Annotated in this window: 22 protein-coding genes, 1 tRNA gene and 1 other RNA gene; 13 read left to right on the forward strand and 11 right to left on the reverse strand. The window is 67.4% G+C overall.

Going from position 1 to position 23670, the window contains the following annotated elements; all coding sequences use genetic code 11:
* Nucleotides 1-24 precede the first annotated feature (24 nt).
* Nucleotides 25-1968 (reverse strand): alpha/beta fold hydrolase, encoded by a 1944-nt coding sequence (locus ASF51_RS10520; RefSeq protein ID WP_157412103.1) that lies wholly within the window; start codon nt 1966-1968, stop codon nt 25-27.
* Nucleotides 1969-2074: 106 nt separating this feature from the next.
* Between ASF51_RS10520 and panB the strand changes: the two genes are divergently transcribed.
* Nucleotides 2075-2908 carry a 3-methyl-2-oxobutanoate hydroxymethyltransferase gene (gene panB / locus ASF51_RS10525; protein WP_055929028.1) on the forward strand — a complete coding sequence of 278 codons (834 nt, stop codon included), beginning with the start codon at nt 2075-2077 and terminating at the stop codon, nt 2906-2908.
* Nucleotide 2909: 1 nt separating this feature from the next.
* Here the strand turns inward: panB and ASF51_RS10530 are convergent, their stop codons facing one another.
* Nucleotides 2910-3098, reverse strand: coding sequence for a hypothetical protein (locus tag ASF51_RS10530; RefSeq protein ID WP_055929032.1), 189 nt, complete (start codon nt 3096-3098; stop codon nt 2910-2912).
* Nucleotides 3099-3265: 167 nt separating this feature from the next.
* On the opposite strand from ASF51_RS10530, the gene ppgK reads away from it, so the two are divergent.
* Nucleotides 3266-4084, forward strand: a complete 819-nt coding sequence (gene ppgK, locus ASF51_RS10535; RefSeq protein WP_055929036.1) for a polyphosphate--glucose phosphotransferase — start codon at nt 3266-3268, stop codon at nt 4082-4084.
* A 34-nt stretch (nt 4085-4118) separates the two neighbouring features.
* Here the strand turns inward: ppgK and rnpB are convergent.
* The 3 genes from rnpB to ASF51_RS10545 form a co-directional block, all read right to left on the reverse strand.
* An RNA gene (rnpB, locus tag ASF51_RS13635) (RNase P RNA component class A) lies at nt 4119-4504 on the reverse strand.
* Between the two features lie 35 nt (nt 4505-4539).
* Nucleotides 4540-5274: a zinc ribbon domain-containing protein gene (locus ASF51_RS10540; protein ID WP_055929038.1), complete on the reverse strand. Its 735-nt coding sequence runs from the start codon at nt 5272-5274 to the stop codon at nt 4540-4542.
* A gap of 55 nt (nt 5275-5329) precedes the next feature.
* Complete coding sequence (locus tag ASF51_RS10545; RefSeq protein ID WP_157412104.1) at nt 5330-6148, reverse strand: Nif3-like dinuclear metal center hexameric protein; 819 nt, start codon at nt 6146-6148, stop codon at nt 5330-5332.
* A gap of 141 nt (nt 6149-6289) precedes the next feature.
* On the opposite strand from ASF51_RS10545, the gene ASF51_RS10550 reads away from it, so the two are divergent.
* The 4 genes from ASF51_RS10550 to ASF51_RS10565 all read left to right on the forward strand — a co-directional run bounded on the left by ASF51_RS10550 (nt 6290) and on the right by ASF51_RS10565 (nt 8757).
* Entirely contained in the window at nt 6290-6820 is a 531-nt protein-coding gene (locus ASF51_RS10550) for a hypothetical protein (protein WP_055929044.1), read from the forward strand.
* A gap of 98 nt (nt 6821-6918) precedes the next feature.
* Nucleotides 6919-7509, forward strand: a complete 591-nt coding sequence (locus ASF51_RS10555; protein ID WP_055929047.1) for an RNA polymerase sigma factor — start codon at nt 6919-6921, stop codon at nt 7507-7509.
* On the forward strand, nt 7506-8282 hold the full coding sequence (locus ASF51_RS10560) for a hypothetical protein (RefSeq protein WP_055929050.1): 777 nt from the start codon (nt 7506-7508) through the stop codon (nt 8280-8282). Before ASF51_RS10555 ends, ASF51_RS10560 begins: the two co-directional genes overlap by 4 nt.
* A gap of 145 nt (nt 8283-8427) precedes the next feature.
* Nucleotides 8428-8757 (forward strand): hypothetical protein, encoded by a 330-nt coding sequence (locus tag ASF51_RS10565; protein WP_157412105.1) that lies wholly within the window; start codon nt 8428-8430, stop codon nt 8755-8757.
* Nucleotides 8758-8815: 58 nt separating this feature from the next.
* Here ASF51_RS10565 and ASF51_RS10570 read toward each other — a convergent pair.
* The 3 genes from ASF51_RS10570 to ASF51_RS10580 all read right to left on the reverse strand — a co-directional run bounded on the left by ASF51_RS10570 (nt 8816) and on the right by ASF51_RS10580 (nt 10718).
* Nucleotides 8816-8888, reverse strand: a tRNA-Val gene (locus ASF51_RS10570).
* A 94-nt stretch (nt 8889-8982) separates the two neighbouring features.
* Entirely contained in the window at nt 8983-10236 is a 1254-nt protein-coding gene (locus ASF51_RS10575; protein ID WP_055929055.1) for an alpha-amylase family glycosyl hydrolase, read from the reverse strand.
* Nucleotides 10237-10244: 8 nt separating this feature from the next.
* Nucleotides 10245-10718: a peroxiredoxin gene (locus ASF51_RS10580; RefSeq protein ID WP_055929058.1), complete on the reverse strand. Its 474-nt coding sequence runs from the start codon at nt 10716-10718 to the stop codon at nt 10245-10247.
* 246 nt (nt 10719-10964) lie between these two features.
* Between ASF51_RS10580 and aceE the strand changes: the two genes are divergently transcribed.
* From aceE to ASF51_RS10610, 6 genes are all read left to right on the forward strand, one after another.
* On the forward strand, nt 10965-13691 hold the full coding sequence (aceE, locus tag ASF51_RS10585; RefSeq protein WP_055929061.1) for a pyruvate dehydrogenase (acetyl-transferring), homodimeric type: 2727 nt from the start codon (nt 10965-10967) through the stop codon (nt 13689-13691).
* 66 nt (nt 13692-13757) lie between these two features.
* Nucleotides 13758-14990 carry a CdaR family transcriptional regulator gene (locus ASF51_RS10590; RefSeq protein ID WP_055929063.1) on the forward strand — a complete coding sequence of 411 codons (1233 nt, stop codon included), beginning with the start codon at nt 13758-13760 and terminating at the stop codon, nt 14988-14990.
* Between the two features lie 88 nt (nt 14991-15078).
* Nucleotides 15079-15999, forward strand: a complete 921-nt coding sequence (locus ASF51_RS10595; protein ID WP_055929066.1) for an ACP S-malonyltransferase — start codon at nt 15079-15081, stop codon at nt 15997-15999.
* 34 nt (nt 16000-16033) lie between these two features.
* Nucleotides 16034-17041: a beta-ketoacyl-ACP synthase III gene (locus ASF51_RS10600; protein ID WP_055929069.1), complete on the forward strand. Its 1008-nt coding sequence runs from the start codon at nt 16034-16036 to the stop codon at nt 17039-17041.
* A gap of 86 nt (nt 17042-17127) precedes the next feature.
* Nucleotides 17128-17376 carry an acyl carrier protein gene (locus ASF51_RS10605; RefSeq protein ID WP_044438497.1) on the forward strand — a complete coding sequence of 83 codons (249 nt, stop codon included), beginning with the start codon at nt 17128-17130 and terminating at the stop codon, nt 17374-17376.
* 105 nt (nt 17377-17481) lie between these two features.
* The gene (locus tag ASF51_RS10610) at nt 17482-18720 is read left to right on the forward strand and encodes a beta-ketoacyl synthase (protein ID WP_055929072.1); all 1239 of its coding nucleotides are present in this window, start codon (nt 17482-17484) and stop codon (nt 18718-18720) included.
* Nucleotides 18721-18802: 82 nt separating this feature from the next.
* Here the strand turns inward: ASF51_RS10610 and ASF51_RS10615 are convergent, their stop codons facing one another.
* Nucleotides 18803-19306, reverse strand: a complete 504-nt coding sequence (locus tag ASF51_RS10615) for a DUF3145 domain-containing protein (protein ID WP_055929075.1) — start codon at nt 19304-19306, stop codon at nt 18803-18805.
* 205 nt (nt 19307-19511) lie between these two features.
* Here ASF51_RS10615 and ASF51_RS10620 point away from each other — a divergent pair, with 205 nt between their 5' ends.
* Complete coding sequence (locus tag ASF51_RS10620) at nt 19512-20063, forward strand: PadR family transcriptional regulator (protein ID WP_055929078.1); 552 nt, start codon at nt 19512-19514, stop codon at nt 20061-20063.
* Here the strand turns inward: ASF51_RS10620 and ASF51_RS10625 are convergent.
* Nucleotides 20060-22348 carry a DUF3488 and transglutaminase-like domain-containing protein gene (locus ASF51_RS10625; protein ID WP_157412106.1) on the reverse strand — a complete coding sequence of 763 codons (2289 nt, stop codon included), beginning with the start codon at nt 22346-22348 and terminating at the stop codon, nt 20060-20062. The two genes, ASF51_RS10620 and ASF51_RS10625, sit on opposite strands and share 4 nt — an antisense overlap.
* Nucleotides 22345-23667 (reverse strand): DUF58 domain-containing protein, encoded by a 1323-nt coding sequence (locus tag ASF51_RS10630; protein ID WP_055929089.1) that lies wholly within the window; start codon nt 23665-23667, stop codon nt 22345-22347. Before ASF51_RS10630 ends, ASF51_RS10625 begins: the two co-directional genes overlap by 4 nt.
* Between the last annotated feature and the right edge of the window lie 3 nt (nt 23668-23670).

Consider the following 23670-nt stretch of genomic DNA (forward strand, 5'->3'; position numbering starts at 1 on the left):
GTGCACGACCCCTGATCGAATCGGTCAACTCGGAACGAGGACGATCCAGGCGAACCACGCCAGCATGCCGAGCCAGACGAGCACACCGGCGGAGGCGAGGAGCGCTGCTCCCCTGCTCCCGAGCTTCCACACGACGATCAGGGCGAAGAGCCCCACCGCGAGCAGGATGCCGAGGTACGGGAAGTAGGAGGGCACACCCACGAGGGCCAGGGCGGGCTGCGCGGACATCGCCGACTGCATGCCCAGCACGGCGACCGCGCCGAAGACGAGGCCCGTGACGGGCGAGATGCCCGACGCGATGAGGAGGCCGAGTCGCTCGCGCTGGATGCCCCGCACGATGATCGTGATGATCCATCCCACCAGCCAGAGGGCGCAGAAGCCCAAGAAGATAAGAGGAATGAGCAGCTCGAACCAGTTGAGGTCGTCGACGGCTCGAACCACTGATGCGGCACGCGAGGTCTCGTGAAGAGACGAGGCCGTCACGATCGGGGTGATCGCATCGTCGTGGTCGCACACCGCGGCCACATCGTCGCCCGGCTTGTCGAGCCACGCCGCTGCGGTCTTCGCGGCGCACGCACTCGTGTCGACGACCCGGTGTCCCGCTCCGGTGAACGACACGAACTGGCTGCCGGGGATGGATGCCGTAGCCGCCTGCGCCGACGCGGCCGACGAGATCGGATCGTTGGAGCCGGCGAGCACCAGCGTGGGCTGGGTGAAGGAGGGGGCTACCCTCAGCTCCGTTCCTGCCGCAGCGATGCCGGCCTGCGCGCACGCCGCATCGGCCAGCGAATAGGTGACGAGCAGCGGCGGGTCGACCGGCACGACGGGCTCTTCGCCCTCGGCCGGCGCTGCCGCCTCGGGGGCGACGGGGTCGGGCGACCAGTTCGCCTTCTGATCGAGGCAGGTCGAGACGAGGTACTGTCCCCAGTCGACCGAACCGAGCGCATCCGCGCCCAGCACGACGTAGGGAGCCAATGCGCCCGAGTCGCCGTCCTCAAGCCGGTCGAACAGCAGCGGCAGTGTGCTGGTCACGGCGGGGTCGGTGAGCAGCTGCTGCACCAGGCTCACGAAGTCGCTTCCGTCGAGCTCGACGAAACGCTGCTTGCCGGTGAACGGGTTGGTCACCGGGCCCGTGAAGGGATCGTCATCGAAGCCCGCGGCGAGTTCTGCCACGGTCTTCGCGTAGTCGGTGCCCTCGTCGCCGGATCGCGTGGACAGCTCGGCGAGCGAAGCGGTGAGCGCCGCATACGCCTCCCCCTTGATGTCGGCCGCCGCGGGGCTCAGTGAGTCGAGGAGCACGGCATCGCTGCCCGCAGCGTCGAACGCGGCCACCGCGGACATCACCTTCGAGGACCAGCCCGAGCCGAAGAGCGTCCACGCGGGAATCTGCAGGGTGTTCCGCAGGTCGATGACGTCGGCCGCGGTCTGGGCGATGGTGTAGCCGTTCGCGTCTCCGCCGGACTCCGCGAACTCGGCCAAGCAGTCTCCGAGCTCGAGGCCCACAGCGGTGCCCTCCGCCTTCAGGGAGTCGTCGGTCGAGGTGAATGCGTCGACCCAGGTGCGCGTGACGCCGGGGCAGTCGAGGTTCGGAGTGGACGCCTGTCCCCCGCGCTGTTCGAGCACGACGATGTCGCGGTGGGTTCCGAAGCCGAGATCGCGAGACAGGTGCCGCCCCAGTGACTCCGCCGACTCTCCGAGGCCCGGCGCGAGCGCGATGACCGGTGTCCCCGTGGCCGGCTGCACACTGGCGGGTATAACGGCATAAGGGATGTCGATGGTCCGGCTCGCGGGATTGTTCCGGTTCTCCGGCACCGTGAGCACACCGCAGTCGGCACCGCTTCCCGCGATCTCCGGACATCCGTCGCCCTCGGCCGCGCTGGCGATTCCCGGCGCGCCGAAGGCGAGCGTCATTCCCACTACGAGGGCGACGAGCGGCAGCCGCAGCCGCAGTCGATTGGTACCTATCACTTCACATCACCGTCACTATCGAGTCAGCCACACGATACAGTGATCGCCGTTCACGCCCGGTCGCCGGAGCAGAGTGTCTCGGTATGAGCGTCAGTAGACTGGAACGATGTCAGAGACGCCACCGTCCATGCCCCCCGCTGTGCCGAAGCGCGTGCGTACGCGCCACTTTCAGAATGCGAAGGAGTCGGGCACGCCGATCACGGGCCTGACGAGCTACGACCAGCTCTCCGCCCGCATCTTCGACGAGGCCGGCATCGACTTCCTCCTGGTCGGCGACTCCGCCGGCAACACGGTCTTCGGGTACGACACCACCCTGCCGGTGACCGTCGACGAATTGATCCCCCTGACCCGCGCGGTCGCCCTGGCCGTCAGCCGCGCGTTCGTCGTCGCCGACATGCCGTTCGGCTCCTACGAGAGCGGTCCGCTCGAGGCACTCCATACGGCGGTTCGTTTTATGAAGGAGACGCACGCCCACGCCGTGAAGCTCGAGGGCGGCGTGCGCAGCGTCGAGCAGATCAGACGCATCGTCGGCGCCGGCATCCCGGTGATGGCCCATATCGGCTTCACGCCGCAGAGCGAACACGGCCTCGGCGGACACATCATCCAGGGCCGTGGAGCCGGTCTCGACCAGCTGATGGCCGATGCCCTCGCCGTCGAAGAGGCCGGCGCGTTCGCCGTCGTTCTCGAGATGGTTCCGAGCGAGGCCGCCCGTCTGGTCACCGAGAGACTGCGCATTCCGACCATCGGAGTCGGGGCCGGTCCGCATGTCGACGGCCAGCTCCTCGTATGGACCGACTTCGCCGGGTTCACGAGCGGACGCATCCCGAAGTTCGTGAAGCAGTACGCCGACCTTCGCGGGGTGCTGACGGATGCCGTGTCGCAGTTCCGCTCAGACGTCGCCGACCGCAGCTACCCGGGTCCGGAAAACTCCTACGAGTAGCTCAGCGCTGCTCGTCGGCCTCTTCCTCGGCCCATTTCGCACTGTTCGCGCGCAGCTTCTCGAGTGCGTGCGACGCCTCGAGTTCTGTGGCGAACGGGCCGACGCGGTCGACCACCGAGGACTCGTAGCCGTGCTCGACCTTGCCGGTCTTCATGTTGTACCAGTACTGCTTCGAGGCGTCTTCCGACATGTCAACTCCCGGGATATCGCGCCGACCTCCGACGGTCGATGCTTCGGCTACTTCAGATCCTAGGCCCACAGGCGACTGCGGCGCGGGCGGCGCGACTGCCCTAGGCTCGGTAGGAAACGCACAGGCGCGCCGGACGCGTCGACGGTGATAGTTCGAGGAGACCGATCATGAGCACCCCTTCCGCATCCAACGTGGCCATCGGCATCGATATCGGCGGCACGGGAATCAAGGGGGCGATCGTCGACCTCGACTCGGGTGAGCTGCTCAGCGACCGAGTGAAGCTGTCGACGCCCGAGGGCGGCAAGCCCAAAGACATCGTCGGAACCGTCACGAAGATCCTCGAAAAGCTGACCGACGCCCCGCAGGACGCGCCGATCGGCATCTGCTTCCCCGCCGTCGTGCGCAACGGGCGCACCATGTCGGCCGCCAACGTCTCGAAGAAGTGGATCGGCCTCGAGGCCGAGAAGCTGTTCGAGGACGCGCTGGGTCGCGACATCTTCTTCGTCAACGACGCGGATGCCGCCGGCTACGCGGAGGTGCGATTCGGCGCGGCCAAAGACCGCTCCGGATTGATCATGATGACGACGCTCGGCACGGGCATCGGCACGGCGATCATCTACAACGGAGTGCTCGTGCCCAACGCCGAGCTCGGTCACCTGCAGATCGACGGGGGCGACTACGAGCTGAAGGCGGCGTACTCTGCGAAGGAGCGCGAGGACCTGTCGTGGTCGAAGTGGGCGGAGCGCCTGCAGAAGTACTACACGGAGCTCGAGAAGCTGCTCTCGCCCGACCTCTTCATCGTGGGCGGCGGTGTCTCGAAGAGCTACCAGGAGTTCCTGCCGCTGCTCGACCTCACGACGGAGATCGTGCCGGCCGTGCTGCGCAACAACGCGGGCATCCTCGGATCCGCGGCACTCGCATCCCAGCCCCGCGTGACCGCGGGAGCCGACGGCTCGCCCGACGGCCACCCCGCAGCCGCCCTGTAGGGCGGCGCGGGCGGCAACGCCCGCGGGCGAGGGAGTGAATGGGCCGGCCGTACGCCGGGTTCTGTCCGGATTCGCGATACCGCGGATCCGTGACGGCCATCTATCTCGGGACTACGTTGCCGCAGCCCTCCAGCGGTCTACCCGGGAACTCGACGAGCCGTCTCGAACGTTCCCTGTCTGACCTTGCTCCGGACGAGGTTTACCAAGCAGACCAGGTCACCCTGGCCCCTGGTGGTCTCTTACACCACCGTTTCACCCTTACCGCAAGGCTGAGCCTGCGGCGGTCTGTTCTCTGTGGCACTGTCTCGCGGGTTGCCCCGGGTGGGTGTTACCCACCGTCCTGCTCTGTGGAGCCCGGACGTTCCTCGGCAGCCGAGCATCCGAAGATGCGTGACTGACGCGACCGTCTCACCGACCCATTCGACTCGAAGTCTACGGCAGAACTGCGGCGCCGATCACAGGCCGGACTCCTCCGTGCGGATGAGGATGCAGCTGCTGTCGGGGTCGAGCACGACATCGTCGGGAGCCGCGGCCCGGATGACGGCCAGGTCGGATTCGTGAAGTTTGACGTGGCTGCCGCCGGAGACTCCCCGCGTGAGCAACGCGGCGCCGATGCCGTATCTCGACCGCTGCTTGTCGTAGAGAGCAACGAGCTCTGCGCTGATCGACGACGCGATACGGTTTCGTCGCTCCGTGACGAGTGCGATCTCCGCGTTGATCTGTTCGAGCTTGTCGTCGCGGTCGGCCACGAGCTCCTTCTCTGTCACCAGGAGCTCGTCGAGGCGAGCGGACGCGGCCTGGAATCGGGCGTCGATCTCCTCCTGCCGCTCCATGACGGTGAGCTCGATGTCCTCGAGGTCGGATTGCCGCTTGAGGAGCGACGCGAGTTCGTGCTCGAGGCCCTGGATGTCCTTCGGCGACGAACTGATCGCGAGCCGTTCCCGGTCTCGGGCGATGCGTGCCGCCACGATCTCGACGTCGGATTCCACCCGGCCGATCTCGACCTTCGTGTCTTCGAGTTCGCCGCGGATGGACGCGGAGAGTGCTCGGGAGCGGGCGACGTCTTTGGCGAGCTCGGCGAGTGCCAGCGACTGGGGCAGCGTCTTCACGGTGTGCGCGAGCTGGTCGAGTCGGGTGTCTGCGGCCTGCAGATCGAGCAGTGCGAGCTGCTCGGCGATCGGTGCCTTCATGGGTGCCTTCCTGGGCAAACGGTGTTCATCGCCGTGCAACGGCGAGATCTGGGGGTCATTGGGTGACGACGAAGTCCCACGGATCGGTGCGGAGCTCGCTGACGGTGATCGTGGCCTGCGGCAGCTCCGCACGCAGGGAGGACGCGGCGGACTCGAGCCAGAGCCACTCGCTGGCCCAGTGCGACACGTCGATCAGCGCAGGACCGGTCGACAGCATCGACTGCTGCCTCGACTCCGACGCGGGATGGTGGCGCAGATCGCTCGTGATGTACACGTCGGCGGAGGTGACCGCGGGATCGGCCAGCAGGGAATCGCCGGCGCCCGCGCACAGGGCCACGCGAGAGATCCGCTGGTCGTAATCGCCCGCCACCCGGATGCCTGTGGCGGTTGCCGGGAGGATCTCGCCGAGGGCGAGCGCGAGTCGACCGAGGGTCGTCGGCTCCGCCAGGTCTCCCACGCGGCCGAGGCCGGTTCCGGGGCGTTCGCCGGCGACGATGGGCGTGGACTGCACGAGTGCGAGACGCTTCGCGATCACCGACGAGGTGCCGTCGTCGACGATGTCGGCATTCGTATGGGCGGCGACGAGAGCGCACCCGCCGCGGATGAGGTCGGTGAGCAGTGCGCCCTTGTACCGATCCGTCGAGATGGACGTCACTCCCCTGAGCAGCAGCGGGTGGTGAACGAAGAGAACGTCCGCCCCGAGTTCGAGAGCTTCTGCGACCGTCTCGGCCACGGCATCGACGGCGAGGTGAATGCGCATGGCTGAAGCCGTCGCATCGCCCGTGGTCAGTCCCGGACGATCCCAGTCCTCGGCGAACCGCGTCGGCCAGAGTCGTTCGACGGCGGCCTCGACATCCTGGAGCGTGTGCATCACGAGCCCAGCCTACCGGCGCGGTGCCTGTGCGATCCTCTGAGTCCGACGCCGCCGGCGACTGCTTGCCGCAGTGTCGCAACGACCGGATGTCGGCGGCCCTCGCTATGGTCGATTCCCGGGACCGACCACGGGAGAACACACATGACCAACGACGCGCAGGCAGTCGACGCCCTGATGCGCTGGGCGGCCGAGAACGCGGCCCACCTCGCCTGGCAGCGAACAGGCGAGCAGTCGATCGAGTTCGACGTCGTCGCGCCCTACTCCGTTCGGCTCACCGCCGCGTCGGGTGTCTGGCGCCTCGAGACGGTGTCGGGCACAGGCGCGCGATCGTCGTCGCTGGGCGACACCCAGACACCGTTCGACGCCGTGCTCGAATCGCTGCGCGAACGGCTCTACAGCACGGCCACCGACGAATTCGACGACGCCGATCGATCGGGCGGCCAGGCCCTCGCCCAGGTGCTGCGCACCTCGTCAGACGAGCAGCACGACCGCATCTGGTGCGCTCGCGCGGCCACCCTGCTCGCCGGTCACGCAATCAAAGACGGCTACGGCCTGCAGGCGCGACTCCGCCTTGAAGAAGCCGCGGCACTCTACGCGGCCGCGGGCGACGTCGAGTCCGAGAGCCGCATGCTGCAGACGCTCGCGACGCTTCCCGAGCTGCTGCGGGCGTGACGCGTCTCCGCACGTCAGACCAGGCAGCGCGATCGGCCGAGTGACTCGTGATCGGTGTCGCGACGTAACGTTTTGAGGCTGTGCGGACACTATGAAGTGTGGACGCAACCAGCATCGATGAAACCGCCCTGTGGCAGCGCGGTCTGTCGGGCGACGGTTCCGCGTTCGGATCGATCTTCGACCTGCACAGGGCTCGCGTGTATCGGCACTCGTACCGTCTGCTGGTCGACGCGAGCGAAGCCGAGGACGCTACGGCGATCGCCTTCCTCGAATTGTGGCGGTGCCGCTCGTCGGTGCGGGTCGTCGACGGTTCGGTGCTGCCGTGGCTGCTGGTCACGGCCACCAATTCCGCGCGCAACCTCAACCGAGGCAGGAGCCGGTACCGGGCCCTTCTGGACTCACTTCCCCACGAGAGCCACCACCGCTCGGCCGAGGACGAAGCTCTGAACGATGTTGTGGCCGACACGCAGCTCGCCGGCGCACTGGCCCAGCTCTCATCGATCGATCTGCAACTCGTGACGCTGGTCATGATCGAGGGCTACACCGTGTCGTCCGCCGCCCCGATCCTCGGTCTGTCAGCCGGAGCCACCCGCACCCGGTTGCATCGCGCCCGTGCAGCATTGCGCCGGTACCTCGGGCATCCCACCCTCGCGCTCTACCTCCAGTCCTCCCTAGGAGACGCATCATGACCGCCCCGCAGATGAGTGACAGCTTCGCGAAGGCGTTCCGCCAAGCACTCGTCACCCACGTCGATGCCCCGACTTATGACCGCCGCCGACACCGCCGGTGGGTTCTCGGCAGAGTCATCGCCGCCTTCACTCTGCTTGCGAGCACCGCGACCGCCGCCGCAACGGGCGTGCTCGTGCTGCCTGGAGGTACCCAGGTCACACCGGTGAGCTCCTTCGTCACGGGCACCTATGCCGGCACCGAAACCGTGCACCTGGGTCCCGCGCCCGACGACGCGAACGGCATCGTCGTCTCTCTGCACTGCCTCACCCCTGGATACCTCGGCCTTCCCGGGGGAACCGTCGTGAGCTGCGCAGCCGACGACCTCACCGGCAGCGATGCGCAGCCGGACTTCGTCTACGACGTCATCCCCCTCACCGATGCGAGCGACGGCGCCCTGATCGTCACCGCACCCCCCGAGAGCAACTGGACTGTCTTGGCTGCCTACTCCACGTCCACCGGTTCGGAGTGGGCCACGAACGGAAACGGGGAGAGCTACGGCGCGATCAGCGAGACCGGGCCCCCAGATCTCATCGCCGTAAGGAGTGCCGACGGCGCAACCGGCTACATCCGGCGCAGCGACCTCGAACGAGCAGTCGTCACCGTCGTCGCGAACTCGGCCACAGGTGCGACGGACGGCATCACGGGCGCGCCGGCAGACGCCGCCAGCGGCTCCTCACTCCCCCTGTACGACTCGGACGGAACAACTCAGATCGGAGAGTTCACCCATGACTGACCTCGGCGAGAACCTGCGACGTCGCGCACCCCGTCTGGCATCGGCGGCCTTCGTACTGCTTGTTGCACTCTTTGCTTCGACGGCCTGCACCTCCTCCCCCACGCCTGCCGCAACGACTGCAGTCGCACCAATGAGGAGCGATGAGATGCCGCCGCACAGCGAGGGGCCTGCAGATTTTAATCGCTTCGGCAGGATGCAGCAGCCCATCGTGGAGCTGTCAGAAGATGGAACGACCCTGACCATCAGCAGAGTGGACGGTCACTGCATCACCCAACCGACAGCGTTCAGCTTCGATGGCGAGAGCACCTACGCCGTCACCTTCGACTTCGTCGTGCCCAACCCGGAGGGCGTCTGCGACACCGTCGGCATCGCGTACGCCACCGAATTCGCCCTCGCCTCGGCCCCCGCCGCTCGACCAATCACGGTCGAGTTCACGGGCCCTTTCGGCGATACGGTCGCTCTTGTGGCTGAGTAAGAACGAGCACGTGCCTGGTGAACCCAAGACCACGCGGAGAGCGGATTCTTCTGAGGGGTGGGCCCTACCGGGCTCGAACCGATGACATCCACGGTGTAAACGTGGCGCTCTACCAACTGAGCTAAAGGCCCCTGCATCACGAGCGAAGTCGAGATCTCGTGCGGACTACAGATTACACGGCGGCGGGCCCATCCCGGAACTCAGGGCTGGCCCCGAACTCAGGGCCTAGTCGACGAGCGCGTATCCATGGGCCGGAACGTGCGTGCCGCGCAGAGTCACCGCTTCATCGGTCAGATTGAGCGCAAGCGCCGCGCGTGCGTCGCCCGAGCGGGCCGTTGCCTCGAGCAGAAGGGTTTCGTTCGCCAACTCCTGCACCTCGACGCGGGCGTCGTGCAGCCATGCGTGCTGGCGTCGGAAGGCGATCAGGCTCTGGTGCAGGGCGAAGACGTCGTTGCGCTGCCATTCGGGGGCATCGCGGTCGGCACGCGGCCTCACCGCGTCGTCTCCGCCGGCCCGATCCTCTTTCACGCCGGTCAGCCCGCGCTCGTCGCCGTAGTAGACGCTGGGCACGCCGGGCAGGAAGAACAGCAGCGCGTGCGCGAGCAGCGCATGCCGGCGGTCGGACACGAGAGACGCGATGCGGGTCACATCGTGGTTTCCCACGAAAGTGAGGGGCAAGAAATGCTCCACGAACTCTTGGTGGCGTTCCAGCGACCAGGCGAGCTCGAAGAAGTTCTTCTCGTTCAGCGAGTTCCAGATCGCCTTCCACAGCTCGTACTGGGTCACGGAATTCATGCCGGACTCATCGACGATCTGCGCGTAGTCCCCGTGGATCACCTCTCCGACGATCCAGACGTCAGGATGCGTCGACCGGACGGCGTCGAGGATCGGCCGCCAGGCATCCGGAGCCACCGCGTACGCGGCGTCGAGGCGCCACCCGTCGGCCCCACGGTCGAGCCAGTGCCGCATGACCCGGGTCACGTAGTCGGCGACTGGTGGATGCGCGAGGTCGAGTTCCACGAGATGGCCGTGGCCCTCAAAGACGGCCGGCTTCAGTTCACCGCCCGGCGTCTGCTCGGCCGCGAGGCGGAACCACGCCGCCTCGGCGGACCCGGGCCCTGCGGCGACGGCCGCCTGCCAGAGGGGGTTGCTGCGTGCGACGTGGTTGAACACGCCGTCGAGCAGGACTCGAATGCCGCGTTCGCGACACGCCGCGACGAGCTGATCGAAGTCGGCCTCGTCGCCGAGACGGGGATCGAGCGAGAGATGGTCGATCGTGTCGTAGCCGTGCGTCTCGGAGTCGAAGATCGGCCCGAGGGCGAGTCCGTTCGCGCCCAGATCGACGATGTCGTCGAGCCACGGGAGAACGTCACCGAGGCGGTGCTGAACCGGATCGTGCGGGTTCGAGGTCGTGTCGGCCCCCACGAAACCCAGCGGGTAGACGTGCCACCAGATGACGTGCTCTGTCCATGCGGGCATGCGTCGGCTCAGACCGCGACCGACCGCATCTCGTCGAGTGCCGCTCGATACGCCTCGATCGACCGGGCCTCGCCGGGGGCGGTGATGAAGCTCTCGCGGATGATGCCGTCGATGTCGATGAGGAAGGTCGCGCGGTTGGCGAAGCCCTTGCCTTCGAGGAACACTCCATACTCCTTGGCGACAGCGCCGTGGGGCCAGAAGTCCGCAAGGAGGGTGAAGTCGTAGCCCTGCACCTCGGCCCATGACCGCAGTGCGGACTTGGAGTCGACCGAGATGCCGAGAAGCTCGACGTCGTTGTCTTTGAAGAGGTTGAGGTTCTCTTCGAGAGCACAGAGCTCACTGGTGCACGTTCCCGAGAATGCCAGGGGGAAGAAGACGAGGGCGACAGCCTTCTTGCCTCGGAACTGGCTCAACCGGATTCGTTCGCCGTACTGGTTGGCGAGATCGAAGTCGGGAGCGCGGGTGTCGTTCTCCAAAGCCATGAGGGTACTTGTTTCCTTTCGCGAGCGGGGATGGACGCCTTGTGGGCCCCGACTAAGGATGCCCGATCGCTGAACTTCGCCGATCTTACGCCTGATCCACAGGAGTACCAACCGTCGACGCGGCCAGACGGGCAGGAACATTCACTAGGCTGGAGGGTGGCGCGCATCGCTGACCCCCGGACACGAATCCGGGCACAGGCACGCACCGGCACTAGAAAATCTGTCACCCACAGAAAGAGGTCGACGTTGACTGTCAACGACCAGGACCCGTACTCGGTTAATTCGAACGATTCCGATCCCGACGAAACCGCGGAGTGGAACGAGTCGCTCGACCAGCTGGTTGCGGCTCACGGCCACGGGCGTGCGCGCGAGATCATGCTGAGCCTGCTGAAGCGAAGCAAGGAACTGCATCTCGGTGTTCCGATGGTTCCCACCACGGACTACATCAACACGATCGCCCCCGAGAACGAGCCGGCCTTCCCTGGCAATGAAGAGATCGAGCGTCGCTACCGCGCCTGGATCCGGTGGAACGCCGCCGTGCTCGTGCACCGCGCGCAGCGTCCCGGCATCGCCGTCGGCGGCCACATCTCGACCTACGCGTCGAGCGCCGCTCTGTACGAGGTCGGCTTCAACCACTTCTTCCGCGGCCAGGACCACGCGTCCGGCGGCGACCAGATCTTCGTGCAGGGCCACGCCTCCCCCGGCACCTACGCCCGCGCCTTCCTCGAGGGTCGCCTCGGCGAGAACCAGCTCGATGGCTTCCGACAGGAGAAGTCGCACGTGGGCGGAGGACTCTCGTCATACCCGCACCCGCGTCTGATGCCCGACTTCTGGCAGTTCCCCACCGTGTCGATGGGTCTCGGACCGATCAACGCGATCTACCAGGCGCAGCTCGGCAAGTACATCAGCAACCGGGGCATCAAAGACGCCTCCGAGCAGCAGGTCTGGGCATTCCTCGGCGATGGCGAGATGGACGAGGTCGAGAGCCGCGGCCAGCTGCAGGTCGCCGCGAACGAGGGCCTCGACAACCTCAACTTCGTCATCAACTGCAACCTCCAGCGCCTCGACGGCCCGGTTCGCGGTAACGGAAAGATCATCCAGGAGCTCGAGAGCTTCTTCCGCGGTGCAGGCTGGAACGTCATCAAGGTCATCTGGGGCCGCGAGTGGGACTCGCTGCTCGCCAACGACACCGACGGCGCTCTGCTCAACCTCATGAACACGACGCCGGATGGCGACTTCCAGACGTACAAGACCGAAGACGGCGCCTACGTGCGCGAGAACTTCTTCGGTCGCGACCCGCGCGCGCTCAAGCTCGTCGAGGGATACACCGACGACGACGTGTGGAACCTCAAGCGCGGCGGTCATGACTACCGCAAGGTCTACGCCGCGTTCAAGGCGGCATCCGAGCACAAGGGCCAGCCCACCGTCATCCTCGCCCACACCATCAAGGGCTACGGACTGGGCAAGAGCTTCGAGGGCCGCAACGCGACCCACCAGATGAAGAAGATGACGCTCGACAACCTCAAGGCGTTCCGCGACGAGCTGCGCATCCCGATCACCGATGCCCAGCTCGAGGAGAACCCGTACCTGCCGCCGTACTACAAGCCGGCCGAAGGCGACGAGGCGATCGAGTACCTGCACGAGCGTCGGCGCGAGCTCGGCGGCTACCTGCCGGAGCGCCGCTCGAAGTACGAGCAGTTCGCCCTGCCCGACGACTCGGCTTACCAGACCCTGAAGAAGGGCTCGGGAACGCAGGAGATCGCGACGACCATGGCGTTCGTGCGACTGCTCAAGGACCTCACGAGGGCCAAGGGCTTCGGACACCGCATCGTGCCGATCATTCCCGACGAGGCACGCACCTTCGGCCTCGACGCGTTCTTCCCGACTTCGAAGATCTACAACCCGAACGGTCAGAACTACACCTCGGTCGACCGCGACCTGCTGCTCGCCTATAAGGAGAGCCCTCAGGGAACGATCATCCATGTCGGCATCAACGAGGCCGGCGCGCTGGCCGCGTTCACCGCCGTGGGAACGTCGTACTCGACCCAGGGTGAGCCCCTCATCCCGGTCTACGTCTTCTACTCGATGTTCGGATTCCAGCGCACGGGCGATGCTCTGTGGGCAGCCGGAGACCAGATGGCTCGCGGATTCGTGATCGGCGCGACGGCCGGACGCACCACGCTGACGGGCGAGGGCCTTCAGCACGCCGACGGCCACTCGCTCCTGCTGGCATCCACGAACCCTGCCGTCGTGTCGTACGACGCGGCCTACGGCTACGAGATCAACCACATCGTTCGCGACGGCCTCGAGCGCATGTACGGCGGCGCGCACAGCGACCCGAACGTCATGTACTACCTGACGGTCTACAACGAGCCGCACGTGCAGCCGGCCGAGCCCGAGGGGCTCGACGTCGACGGCGTCGTGCGCGGCATCTACAAGCTGAAGGACGGCACGGTCGAAGGCCCCAAGGCGAACATCCTCGCCTCGGGTGTGGCCGTTCCGTGGGCACTCGAAGCCCAGCAGCTGCTCGCCGACGACTGGGGCGTCTCCGCCGATGTGTGGAGCGTGACCTCGTGGACCGAGCTGCGCCGCGACGGGCTGAAGGCCGAGGAGCACAACTTCCTCAACCCCAACGCCCCGAAGCAGACCGCCTACGTCACGACGAAGCTGGCCGACGCGGCCGGCCCCTTCGTCGCGGTGACCGACTACATGCACGCCGTGCCCGACCAGATCAGGCAGTTCGTTCCCGGCGAGTACGCGACCCTCGGTGCCGACGACTTCGGCTTCTCCGACACCCGACCCGCCGCGCGTCGCTTCTTCAAGATCGACGGACCGTCGGTCGTGGTGCGCACGCTCGAGCAGCTCGCCGCGAAGGGCGAGGTCGACGCATCCGCCCCCGCCTGGGCGATCGAGAAGTACCGTCTCTACGACGTCACGGCCGGAACCTCGGGTTCGGCCGGCGGAGAGAGCTGACGAACGCGAGTCAGCCGAACCGTTCCGTGAACAGATCAGGCACACCGATCGCAGGGGTGCGCGAGCATGGCCAAGAGTAAGGCGGAGACACTCGCGTGGCTCCGCACGATCTCGGGCGAGCTCGCGACGGCCACGATCAAGCGACTCGACGCGACGCTGCCCTGGTACGGCGACATGCCGCCAGGGCGGCGCAGCGCGGTCGGGCTCGTGGCCCAGGCCGGCATCAAGTCGTTCATCCAGTGGTACGAGGATCCCTCGACGACCACCTGGATCGCATCGGACGTCTTCGGCTCCGCCCCCCGCGAGCTGCTGAGATCGGTCACGCTGCAGCAGACCCTGCAGCTGATCAGGGTCGTCGTCGAGGTCGTCGAAGACAGGGTCAAGGGCGCGGATGCCTCGCTGCGCGAGGCCATCCTCCTCTACTCGCGCGAGATCGCGTTCGCCTCCGCCGACGTGTACGCCCGGGCGGCCGAGGCACGCGGACTCTGGGACGCGAGACTCGAGGCCCTGGTCGTCGACTCCATCCTGAGCGGCGAGTACGACGACGAGCTCCCGTCTCGGATCGCGGCCCTCGGCTGGCACGGTCACGGCGAGGTGAGCGTTCTCGTCGGCACTACCCCGCGTGTGCTCGACGTCGATCAGCTCCGCCGCACGGCTCGGCACCTGCAGGCCGACGTGCTGATCGGAGTTCAGGGCAACCGACTCGTTCTGGTGATCGGTCGGTCGATCCCAGCTCCCGGCAGCGCGTCTCCCGCGGCTGCAGCCGGCACCGATGAACGCGATGGTGCTGAGCAGGCGACGGAACCGACCCTGAGCTTCATGGACATCGCCCGTGCCCTCGAGCCGGGATTCGGTCCCGGCCATCTCGTGCTCGGACACGAGGTGCCGAGCCTGGTCGACGCATCCCGCAGCGCGAAGGCGGCACTCGCCGGGTTCGCCGTGGCCCGGGCCTGGCGCAACGCACCGCGCCCCGCACTCGCAGACGACCTGCTTCCCGAGCGGGCGCTGGCCGGCGACCCTCTGGCGCGCTCGACCCTGGTCAACAGGGTGTATCGCCCCCTGCAGGACCAGTCGCCCGAACTCATGGCGACTCTGTGGTGCTACCTCGACAACGGCCGTTCGCTCGAGGCGACCGCGCGTGAGCTGTATGTGCACCCGAACACCGTGCGCTACCGCCTCAAGCGGGTGTCCCAGGTGATCGGGTGGGACGCGACGGGAGCGCGTGAAGCCCTGATCCTGCAGTCGGCGCTCATCCTCGGCACCATGCACGATCACGACGGCGCCATCAGTCGCAAGTGATGCCTCTGTACCCTTTCGACAGCAGTTCTCGTCATTGTTGGTGTGATCTCGACACACCTTTCGGCTCAACTCTTGGGAGGATGATCTAGTGATCGTCATCGTCTGTCCCGGCCAGGGCTCGCAAACCCCCGGCTTCCTCTCCCCCTGGCTCGATGTTCCGGGCTACCGCGAACATCTCGACGAACTGGGAGAAGCCGCAGGTCTCGACCTCGTCGCCCACGGCACCACGAGCGACGCCGACACGATTCGCGACACCGCGGTCGCCCAGCCTCTGATCGTCGCCGCCGGCATCCTGACCCTGCGCGCCCTGTTCGCCGACGGTCGCAAGACTCGCATCGGCGGTATCGCCGGACACTCCGTCGGTGAGATCACGGCCGCCGCGGGCGCCGGGGTGCTCAGCGAGACGGATGCGATGGCGTTCGTTCGCCAGCGCGGGCTCGCGATGGCCGCGGCCGCAGCAGAGACGACCACCGGCATGAGCGCCGTCATCGGAGCCGACGAAGAGGAGCTCCTCGCCCGCCTCGAGTCGCTCGGACTCCAGCCGGCCAACTTCAACGGCGCAGGGCAGATCGTCGTCGCCGGCGAGCCCGAGGCGCTTGCCGCCCTCGCGGCCGACCCTCCCGCCAAGGCCCGGGTCATCCCGCTCCAGGTCGCGGGCGCGTTCCACACCCGGTACATGACGCCGGCCGTGGCGACCCTCACCGAGGTCGCGTCGAGACTCGAGCCCGCCGACCCGACGACGACCCTCTGGACGAACAGGGACGGCAGCGTCGTCACGAGCGGCCGACAGTTCGTCGATCTTCTGGTCGGTCAGGTCTCCTCGCCCGTGCGCTGGGATCTGGACATGCAGGCCTTCGCCGACTCCGGCGTCACCGGCATCATCGAGGTCGCGCCCGCGGGCGCACTCACCGGCCTCGCCAAGCGAGGCCTTCGCGGCACACCCACCGTGGCGGTCAAAACACCCGACGACCTCGAGGCGGCCTTCGCGCTGCTCGACGGCGCCGCGTGAGCACGACACCCGATTCGACAGTCCCGGAGACGACATGAAGCACGCCCCTCTCAAGCAGAACCGCGGCAGCGAGTTCACGCGCATCCACAGCGTGGGTGCGGCCCGCGGCGAGAACGTCGTGCCCAACGACGACCTCGTCGGTCCGATCGACTCGTCCGACGAGTGGATCAGGCAGCGCACCGGAATCATCGAGCGCCGCCGAGCGGGCAAAGACGTGCTGGCCGTCGACCTCGCGACGACCGCAGCCCTCGAGGCCATCGAGCGCGCCGGAATCGACCCCCAGCAGATCGGTGCCGTCATCGTCGCCACGATCAGCAACCCGGTGGTCACCCCGTCGATCTCGTCGCTCCTCGCGGAGCGCGTCGGAGCCAATCCTGCTGCCGCCTACGACATCGAGGCGGCGTGCGCCGGATACACGTACGGCATCGCCCAGGCCGACTCGCTCATCCGGGCAGGGCTTGCCGAGTACGTGCTCGTGGTGGGAGCGGAGAAGCTCTCGGAGTTCATCGATCCGGCCGACCGGTCGATCTCGTTCCTCCTCGGCGACGGCGCCGGCGCGGCCATCGTGGGACCGAGCGACTTCGCTGGCATCTCCCCCAGCATCTGGGGCTCCGACGGCTCGAAGTGGGACACGATCTACATGACGGGAACCCACGCGCAGTTCCGCGACGGCGAGATCGACGTGTGGCCGACCATGCGCCAGGAGGGCGCCACGGTCTTCCGCTGGGCCGTCTGGGAGATGGCGAAGGTCGCTCAGCGCGCTTTGGATGCCGCGGGCATCACGAGCGCAGACCTCGCGGCGTTCATTCCCCACCAGGCGAACATGCGCATCGTCGACGAGTTCGCGAAGCAGCTCAAGCTTCCCGAATCCGTCGCCATCGCACGGGACATCGCCACCACCGGCAACACCTCGGCGGCGTCCATTCCGTTGGCAACCCACCGACTGCTCGAGGAGAACCCCGAGCTTTCTGGCGGACTCGCCCTGCAGATCGGCTTCGGCGCCGGCCTGGTGTTCGGTGCTCAGGTCGTCGTACTGCCCTAGTAACCAAAGCGCGTTGCTTCGTCAAGAACGCGTACGGCCTGACCTAAACTAAGTGACGGTCAATTCAACCCTCAAGGAGAAACACAATGGCATTGTCCACCGAAGAAGTGCTGGCCGGCCTGGCCGAACTCATCAACGACGAGACCGGTATCGCCACCGACACCGTCGAGATGGACAAGTCGTTCACCGACGACCTGGACATCGACTCGATCTCCATGATGACGATCGTCGTCAACGCTGAAGAGAAGTTCGACGTGAAGATCCCCGACGAAGAGGTCAAGAACCTCAAGACCGTCGGCGACGCTGTCACATTCATCGTCGCAGCACAGGACTAATACTCCACCGCTGCAGCGCAGACGGCAGGCCCGGGCATCTGGCCCGGGCCCGTCGTCCACGCACCTGACCTGCCCACGATTGACCACGTGCAAGAGAGTTTTTCCATGAGTTCCAAACGAATCGTCGTCACCGGAATCGGCGCGACGTCCCCCCTCGGCGGCACAGCCCGCGAAACGTGGGACGCGCTTCTTGCCGGAGTCTCGGGCGCCACCACCCTCGAGCAGGAGTGGGTCGCCAAATGGGAGATCCCCATCACGTTCGCCGCTCAGGCGAAGGTGCCGTCGAGCGAGGTGCTCGAGCGCATCGAGACCAAGCGTCTCGACCCCTCGAGCCAGTTCGCACTCACGGCCGCCCGCGAGGCATGGGCCGATGCGGGCTCCCCCGAGGTCGTGCCAGAACGCTTCGGCGTCGACTGGGCCACCGGTATCGGCGGCGTCTGGACACTCCTCGACGCGTGGGACACCCTGCGCGAACGTGGTCCTCGCCGTGTGCTCCCCATGACGGTGCCCATGCTCATGCCCAACGGACCGGCTGCGGCCATCGAGATGAGCCTGGGTGCTCGTGCCGGCGCCCGCACGGTCGTCTCGGCCTGCGCATCCAGCACCGAGTCGATCGCCAACGCCTACGACCACCTGCAGGCCGGCTATGCCGACATCATCATCGCGGGCGGATCCGAAGCTGCCATCCACCCGCTTCCCATCGCATCCTTCGCGGCCATGCAGGCGCTGTCGAAGCGCAATGACGACCCTGCCACGGCCTCGCGTCCCTACGACGTGACCCGCGACGGGTTCGTTCTCGGCGAGGGCGGGGCAGCGATCGTCCTCGAGACCGAGGAGCACGCGCTCGCCCGTGGTGCGCGCATCTACGCCGAGGTCGTGGGCGGTGCCGTCACCAGCGACGCGTACCACATCACCGCTCCCGACCCCGAAGGGTCAGCGGCGGCCCGCGCGATGATCGCCGCCGTCGAGAACTTCGGCTACTCCCTCTCCGACGTCGCGCACATCAACGCCCACGCCACCTCCACCCCGGTGGGCGACATCGCGGAGTACAAGGCTCTGCGCCACGTCTTCGGAGATTCACTCGCGGGCATCCCCGTATCGGCGACGAAGGCGTCCACCGGGCATCTGCTCGGCGGTGCAGGCGGCATCGAGGCGATCTTCACCATCCTCGCGCTGCACGAGCGCACGGCCCCGCCCACGATCAACCTCACCGAGCAGGACCCGGAGATCGAGATGGACGTCGTGACCGCCCCGCGCACCCTGCCCGACGGCGATCTCGTGGCGATCAGCAACTCGTTCGGCTTCGGTGGTCACAACGCCGTCGTCGCGTTCAAGACCGCCTGAGCCGCGTCACGGCAACACGGTTGTCGTTCGGTCCTCTCCCCCCGGTCGACGTGAGTCGATTGGAGGGAGGGGACCGAACTGGTTAACCGACGGAGTGAAGCCACACCACGGGCGAGAAATCGCTCTCGTGGCGGAAGGGCTCCAGCTCGTCGTCCCATGCCTGTCCTAAGGCCAGGCGGAGCTCGCGGTGCAGTTCGAGGGCGTCAGTGCCGGCAGCCTCCATGGCCGCGCGAACGCGATCCTCGGGAATGACGGTGTTTCCCGCGCTGTCGGTCTGCGCGTAGAAGATTCCGAGGTCGGGTGTGTGCACCCAGCGTCCGCCGTCGGATCCGGCGGCGGGGTCCTCGGTGACCTCGTAGCGCAGGTGCTCCCAGCCGCGGAGTGCCGAGGAGATGGCCGCGCCGGTGCCGGCCGGGCCCTCCCAGTAGAACTCGGTTCGCTGGGATCCACGGAGCACGGGCTGTTCGCGCCAGCTGAAGTTGACGGCACGACCAATGGCGCGACCTGCGGCCCACTCGACGTGGGGGCAGAGCGCGCGGGGGGCGGAATGAACGAAGATCATTCCGTGTGCGACGGGTGCCACCATTGTTGTCTCCATTTCGTGAGGTACGTCTTCCCCAACGACCTGTGAAATGGAACTGCGGCGGCACTGATGTGAAGTTGTTCTTGCATTATGCACGATAGGGCTGCGTACTGCCAGATGAATTGCCGCAGTGCCACCGGCGAGCCGCGCATGTTCCCTTATCCGCGAGGGGCATACTGAGTAGACAATTACTTCGATGGAGTGCGACATGTCGGTGAGGTCGGGAATCCTGGCTGTGCTGAGCCTCGGACCGGCCTACGGCTCCCAGGTGCACGGCGAGGTCGAGACGCGCATGCACCGCGTCGGGTCGATCAACGTCGGGCAGATCTACTCGACCCTCGACAGGCTGCAATCACAGGGGTTCGTGATCAGCAAAGGCATGACGGGCGACGGACTGCCGCTCTACGCGCTCACCGCGCGCGGCCGCGAGGAGGTTGAGGCATGGCTGACCACGGCGGATGCCGGCTCCAGCTGGTCTGACTTCGTCGGCCACGTGCTTCTGGTCGCCTCGCTTCCCGGCGCGCCCGTCGACGATCTGGTGCGGGCGTATCGCGCCGCATTCGGCGAGGAGGCTGTGCCGACGGCCGACAGCTCTGACGAGCCGCTCGCCGCGCTCGGCGATCAGGCGACCCGGGTGCTCTCGAGTTCCGCTCTGGCGTGGCTCGACGACGTGCAGAGGGTTCTGTCGACGTCGGATCACGCACGTCCGCTGGGCAGCATGCGTCCCCGGCGTGGTCGCCGTCCACGACAGAGCAGCTAGTCCCTCTTCTCGGAGCGCACCAAGAGCGAGGCAGGCAGCAGTCTCGCCCGTCGCCGCACAGACTGGTCGGCCTCGTCGGCGATCGACTTCTCGACCGAGAGGACCGCGGCCTTCACCGTCTCCCTTTCGGCGCCACCCACGGGCGCACTGTTTGCTGAAGCGAACTGTTCGCGTTCCACGGCCCGACGCAGTGTGTCCACGTCATCGCGAGCGACACGACGGAGCCTCAGGAGGCGCCCTGCGAAGACAGCCGGCGTATCCCCGCGGGACACCTCGATTCCATAGTCTCTGGCGAAGTTCTGCAACTCCAGCCATGCTCCGGTCGCCGGCCTCTGAGAGCCGTCGATCGCGGCCAGCGAGCGGCGCCGACGCCACGACCGGATGCCTGCGGGCGCGAGCCCCAGGAGCACGACACCCGCCGCCACGGCCAGCGCGGTGAGCCATCCCCGCAGCTGGGCGAGTGACCGGGCCTCCCCCGTCGACGTGGCCGCCGCGGGATCGGCGTCATCGCGTGCCTGCGACGTGGGCGTCACATCCGTCGTCTGAGGAGCCGCTGTCTGCGACCCGGCACTCTGCTGGGCATACGCGGGCAGCGTGTACTCGGGAACGGAGATGCCGAGGCTCGGCGTGGGCTCGAACGGCAGCCATCCGATGCCGTCGAAGTAGAGTTCGGGCCAGGAGTGCAGCTGGTCCGTGAGGACCTCGTACTGCGGCTCGCCGTCGACGTAGCGCGTGGCCGCAGAGCTCGGGAAGTATCCGATGGCGATGCGCGAGGGGATGCCGAGGACGCGTGCCATCGTGGCCATGGTCGCGGCGAAGTGAACGCAGTATCCGCTCTTCACCTCGAGGAAGGCCGCCAGAGCCTCGGCGTTGGTTCCGTCGAACGAGCCGGCGACGGGCGTCTCGACCGAATAGTCGAATTCGCCCGAGGTGAAATACGACTGCAGGGCGACGGCGCGGTCGTAGTTGGTCGTCGCGCCCGCCGTGACCTCGCGGGCCACATCGGAGACGACCGATGGGAGCTCCGGCGGCAGCTCGAGAAGCGGATTCAAGGCGACGGGTACGATACTGCCGGCCGCGGCCAGCTGATCAGCCGAGGGCGCCACGACAAGGCTCTCGACGCTGTAGTCGTCTCCCCGGCTGTCGTTGCGGTTCGCGGGGAGGGTGACGACACCGGTGTCGGGGTCGGCGGTCCATCCGCGCCCCGCGTTGTCCAATGACGTCGCTGGAGACGGCAGCGGCAGCCATTCGCTGCGGAGGCCCTCGATCGAGACCTCCGTGCTGACCGTGCTGCGCTCCACGTCGTCGGCGAGTCCGGGCGGGGCCGCCAGCTCCTCCACAGTGCCGCCGTTCGTCTCCTCGGGCTGCCAGGTGCCCGTCGAGAAGTCGTTCAGGTCGACCATCTTGAGGTACAGGGGGCTGTCGGCCGTCGTCACGTAGCTGAGCGACAGGATGGGGGTCGTGCGACGAAGATCTCGACCGAGCTGGATGACGGGGTCGATGCCCGCCCCGTACATCGAGGGGATGCGTCCGCTACTCCTCGAATCGGCGAAGGCCTGGGCGGTCAATCCTGGTGTCACCGCCGGAATCAGGAGGGCGCACACGATGGCCCCGGCTCCCAGGGCGAGCGCCGTGACGGGAGAACGGCCCGCGCGGGTGGCGTTCCGATGCCCCTGTGAACGATGGCCGTCGGTTCGTGCGGCGAGCCACAGCATCAGCAGGAACGACGCCACCGTCGCGACGAATCGCACGACATCGACGTCTCGTATCTGCACGGCCGAGGGAACGATGAAGAGACCGAGCGCCAGCACACCGACGAAGGCCGGAAAGCGCACGACCACGGCCGCATCGGCGAGGATGGCGAGAAGCCCGCAGGCCATGGCGATCAGCTGCACGAGAGACGCGACCGGATCCGCGGGAATGGTCTGCACCTGAATCTGTGTGCCGGCGTCGATGAAGCCCGAGAGCAGGGTGTCGACCGTCTCGGGTGTCGGAATGATGCCGAGGAACGCCGTGCCCGGAGCGAAGAACGACTCGCTGGCCACGATCCACACGGCGATAGCCGCGACGATCCCGAGTGCGGGGCGCAGGCCCGAGGCCCGCACGGCCCACGAGGCGGTCATGCACGCGACGGCCATGGCCATCGCCGCGAACCACCACGAGTCCCCCTGCACGAAGGGCCCGAGGCCCGCGAGCGGCACGCCGATCGTCACCAGCACAGCGATCGACACCATCCACGAGCCGCACCGCTGCTGCCGTCGGTCGGCGCGGCTGCGGGCCGTCATCGGAGGACTCCCGCCGGATCGGACTCCCACGCGGACGACGGGGCCTCGTCTGGGGAGACCAACCGGACGACCCAGCCGGCCTGCACCAGATCGTCTCGGAGGCGCTCCGCCCACGCCGGCACGGTGCTCCGCGTCGCCGCGTCGTGCACAACGAAGGCGAGGGCCGACGACGCCGTGGCCGCCGACCGCCGCAGGGCGTCGACGGACTCCGCGTCGATGTCGCCCAACACGGCGAAAAGCGGGGCCAATTCGCCCGACACGCGTCCGGCATCCGCCACGATGTCACGAACGGCGAGCGGCGGATGCCCGGCGTCGAGCCGGGCGCGCGCGCCACGGAGCAGCAGTTCGGCGGCGGCGCCGGCCGCGTACTCTGCTGTGCGTGGCGCCGTCGTCTCCGGCGACTCCACGAGCACGGTGCGGTATCCCTCGTGCTGCAGGTGCAGGCCTATCGAGACGGCCATGGAGACCGCCCATTCGAATGCCTCGGAGTGGGAATCTGCGACTCGCCGACCGGCGGTGTTCGAGAAGCTCTCGAGGCGGGTGTCGAGCACGATGACGGCCTCGTGGTCGGTGTGCTGGTCGTCCTGTCTCACCATGAGCTCCGAATGCCGGGCGGTCGCGGGCCAGTGCACCCTCCGGATGCTGTCGCCCGTCTGGTACTTGCGCGCGATCACGTCCTGCTCGCCGCTGGCGGCCGGTCGTCGGGACTGCATGGCCTGACCGTCGCCGCTCGGAAGCCGGAACGACCCGCGGGTGAGCGTCTCGACGTCGGGCGTGACCGTGAGAGTGTCGGTTCCGCCCACGCTGAGACGGCGGGCAGCCAGACCGAACGGGTCGCCGAACCGGATCCAGAGCGGACCGATGGAGTGCTGCCCCCGACGTGGGGACTCGATGAGGTAGCGCACGGTGGTCACCCGTGGCTTGTCGGTCTCCAGCGACCGGAACGCCGGCAGAGCGGGAAGCGGGGCGAGGGCACTGCGGTGAACGGGAGAGGCGGCGTCGTCGCACCAGTTCGCCGCGGGTGTCGGGGCCATGCCCCAGTTCTGGATGGCCAGGCTGACCTCGCAGTCCGTGCCCGCACTGGCGGTCTCGGGATCGAATCGGCGCACGACGGTGAGCTTCGGATGTCTGACGGACACGAGGACCAGCGAGAGCAGTGGGAGCGCGAGGGCGGCGGAGGCGGCGAACGCGATCTCGCGCTGCCCGAGGATGGGCGCGACGATATAGAGGGCTATGGACGCCGCCAGGAATCCATACCCGCGAACGGTGAGCGACGGCCACCGCTCGATGCGCTGACGGAGCTTCGTGCGAGCGGCCATAGC

Origin of the sequence: Agreia sp. Leaf283, from assembly GCF_001422485.1 — a bacterium.
Classification (GTDB): domain Bacteria; phylum Actinomycetota; class Actinomycetes; order Actinomycetales; family Microbacteriaceae; genus Agreia.

Excerpts from the sequence above, each read along its gene's own strand:
- ASF51_RS10630 (WP_055929089.1), bottom strand. The coding sequence starts at position 23,667 with ATGGCCGCTCGCACGAAGCTCCGTCAGCGCATCGAGCGGTGGCCGTCG.
- ASF51_RS10590 (WP_055929063.1), top strand. The coding sequence starts at position 13,758 with ATGGCCAAGAGTAAGGCGGAGACACTCGCGTGGCTCCGCACGATCTCG.
- ASF51_RS10565 (WP_157412105.1), top strand. The coding sequence starts at position 8,428 with ATGCCGCCGCACAGCGAGGGGCCTGCAGATTTTAATCGCTTCGGCAGG.
- ASF51_RS10610 (WP_055929072.1), top strand. The coding sequence starts at position 17,482 with ATGAGTTCCAAACGAATCGTCGTCACCGGAATCGGCGCGACGTCCCCC.
- ASF51_RS10540 (WP_055929038.1), bottom strand. The coding sequence starts at position 5,274 with ATGAAGGCACCGATCGCCGAGCAGCTCGCACTGCTCGATCTGCAGGCC.
- ppgK (WP_055929036.1), top strand. The coding sequence starts at position 3,266 with ATGAGCACCCCTTCCGCATCCAACGTGGCCATCGGCATCGATATCGGC.
- ASF51_RS10620 (WP_055929078.1), top strand. The coding sequence starts at position 19,512 with ATGTCGGTGAGGTCGGGAATCCTGGCTGTGCTGAGCCTCGGACCGGCC.
- ASF51_RS10605 (WP_044438497.1), top strand. The coding sequence starts at position 17,128 with ATGGCATTGTCCACCGAAGAAGTGCTGGCCGGCCTGGCCGAACTCATC.
- ASF51_RS10560 (WP_055929050.1), top strand. The coding sequence starts at position 7,506 with ATGACCGCCCCGCAGATGAGTGACAGCTTCGCGAAGGCGTTCCGCCAA.
- ASF51_RS10625 (WP_157412106.1), bottom strand. The coding sequence starts at position 22,348 with ATGACGGCCCGCAGCCGCGCCGACCGACGGCAGCAGCGGTGCGGCTCG.
- ASF51_RS10530 (WP_055929032.1), bottom strand. The coding sequence starts at position 3,098 with ATGTCGGAAGACGCCTCGAAGCAGTACTGGTACAACATGAAGACCGGC.
- panB (WP_055929028.1), top strand. The coding sequence starts at position 2,075 with ATGTCAGAGACGCCACCGTCCATGCCCCCCGCTGTGCCGAAGCGCGTG.
- ASF51_RS10575 (WP_055929055.1), bottom strand. The coding sequence starts at position 10,236 with ATGCCCGCATGGACAGAGCACGTCATCTGGTGGCACGTCTACCCGCTG.
- ASF51_RS10580 (WP_055929058.1), bottom strand. The coding sequence starts at position 10,718 with ATGGCTTTGGAGAACGACACCCGCGCTCCCGACTTCGATCTCGCCAAC.
- ASF51_RS10550 (WP_055929044.1), top strand. The coding sequence starts at position 6,290 with ATGACCAACGACGCGCAGGCAGTCGACGCCCTGATGCGCTGGGCGGCC.
- ASF51_RS10615 (WP_055929075.1), bottom strand. The coding sequence starts at position 19,306 with ATGGTGGCACCCGTCGCACACGGAATGATCTTCGTTCATTCCGCCCCC.
- ASF51_RS10600 (WP_055929069.1), top strand. The coding sequence starts at position 16,034 with ATGAAGCACGCCCCTCTCAAGCAGAACCGCGGCAGCGAGTTCACGCGC.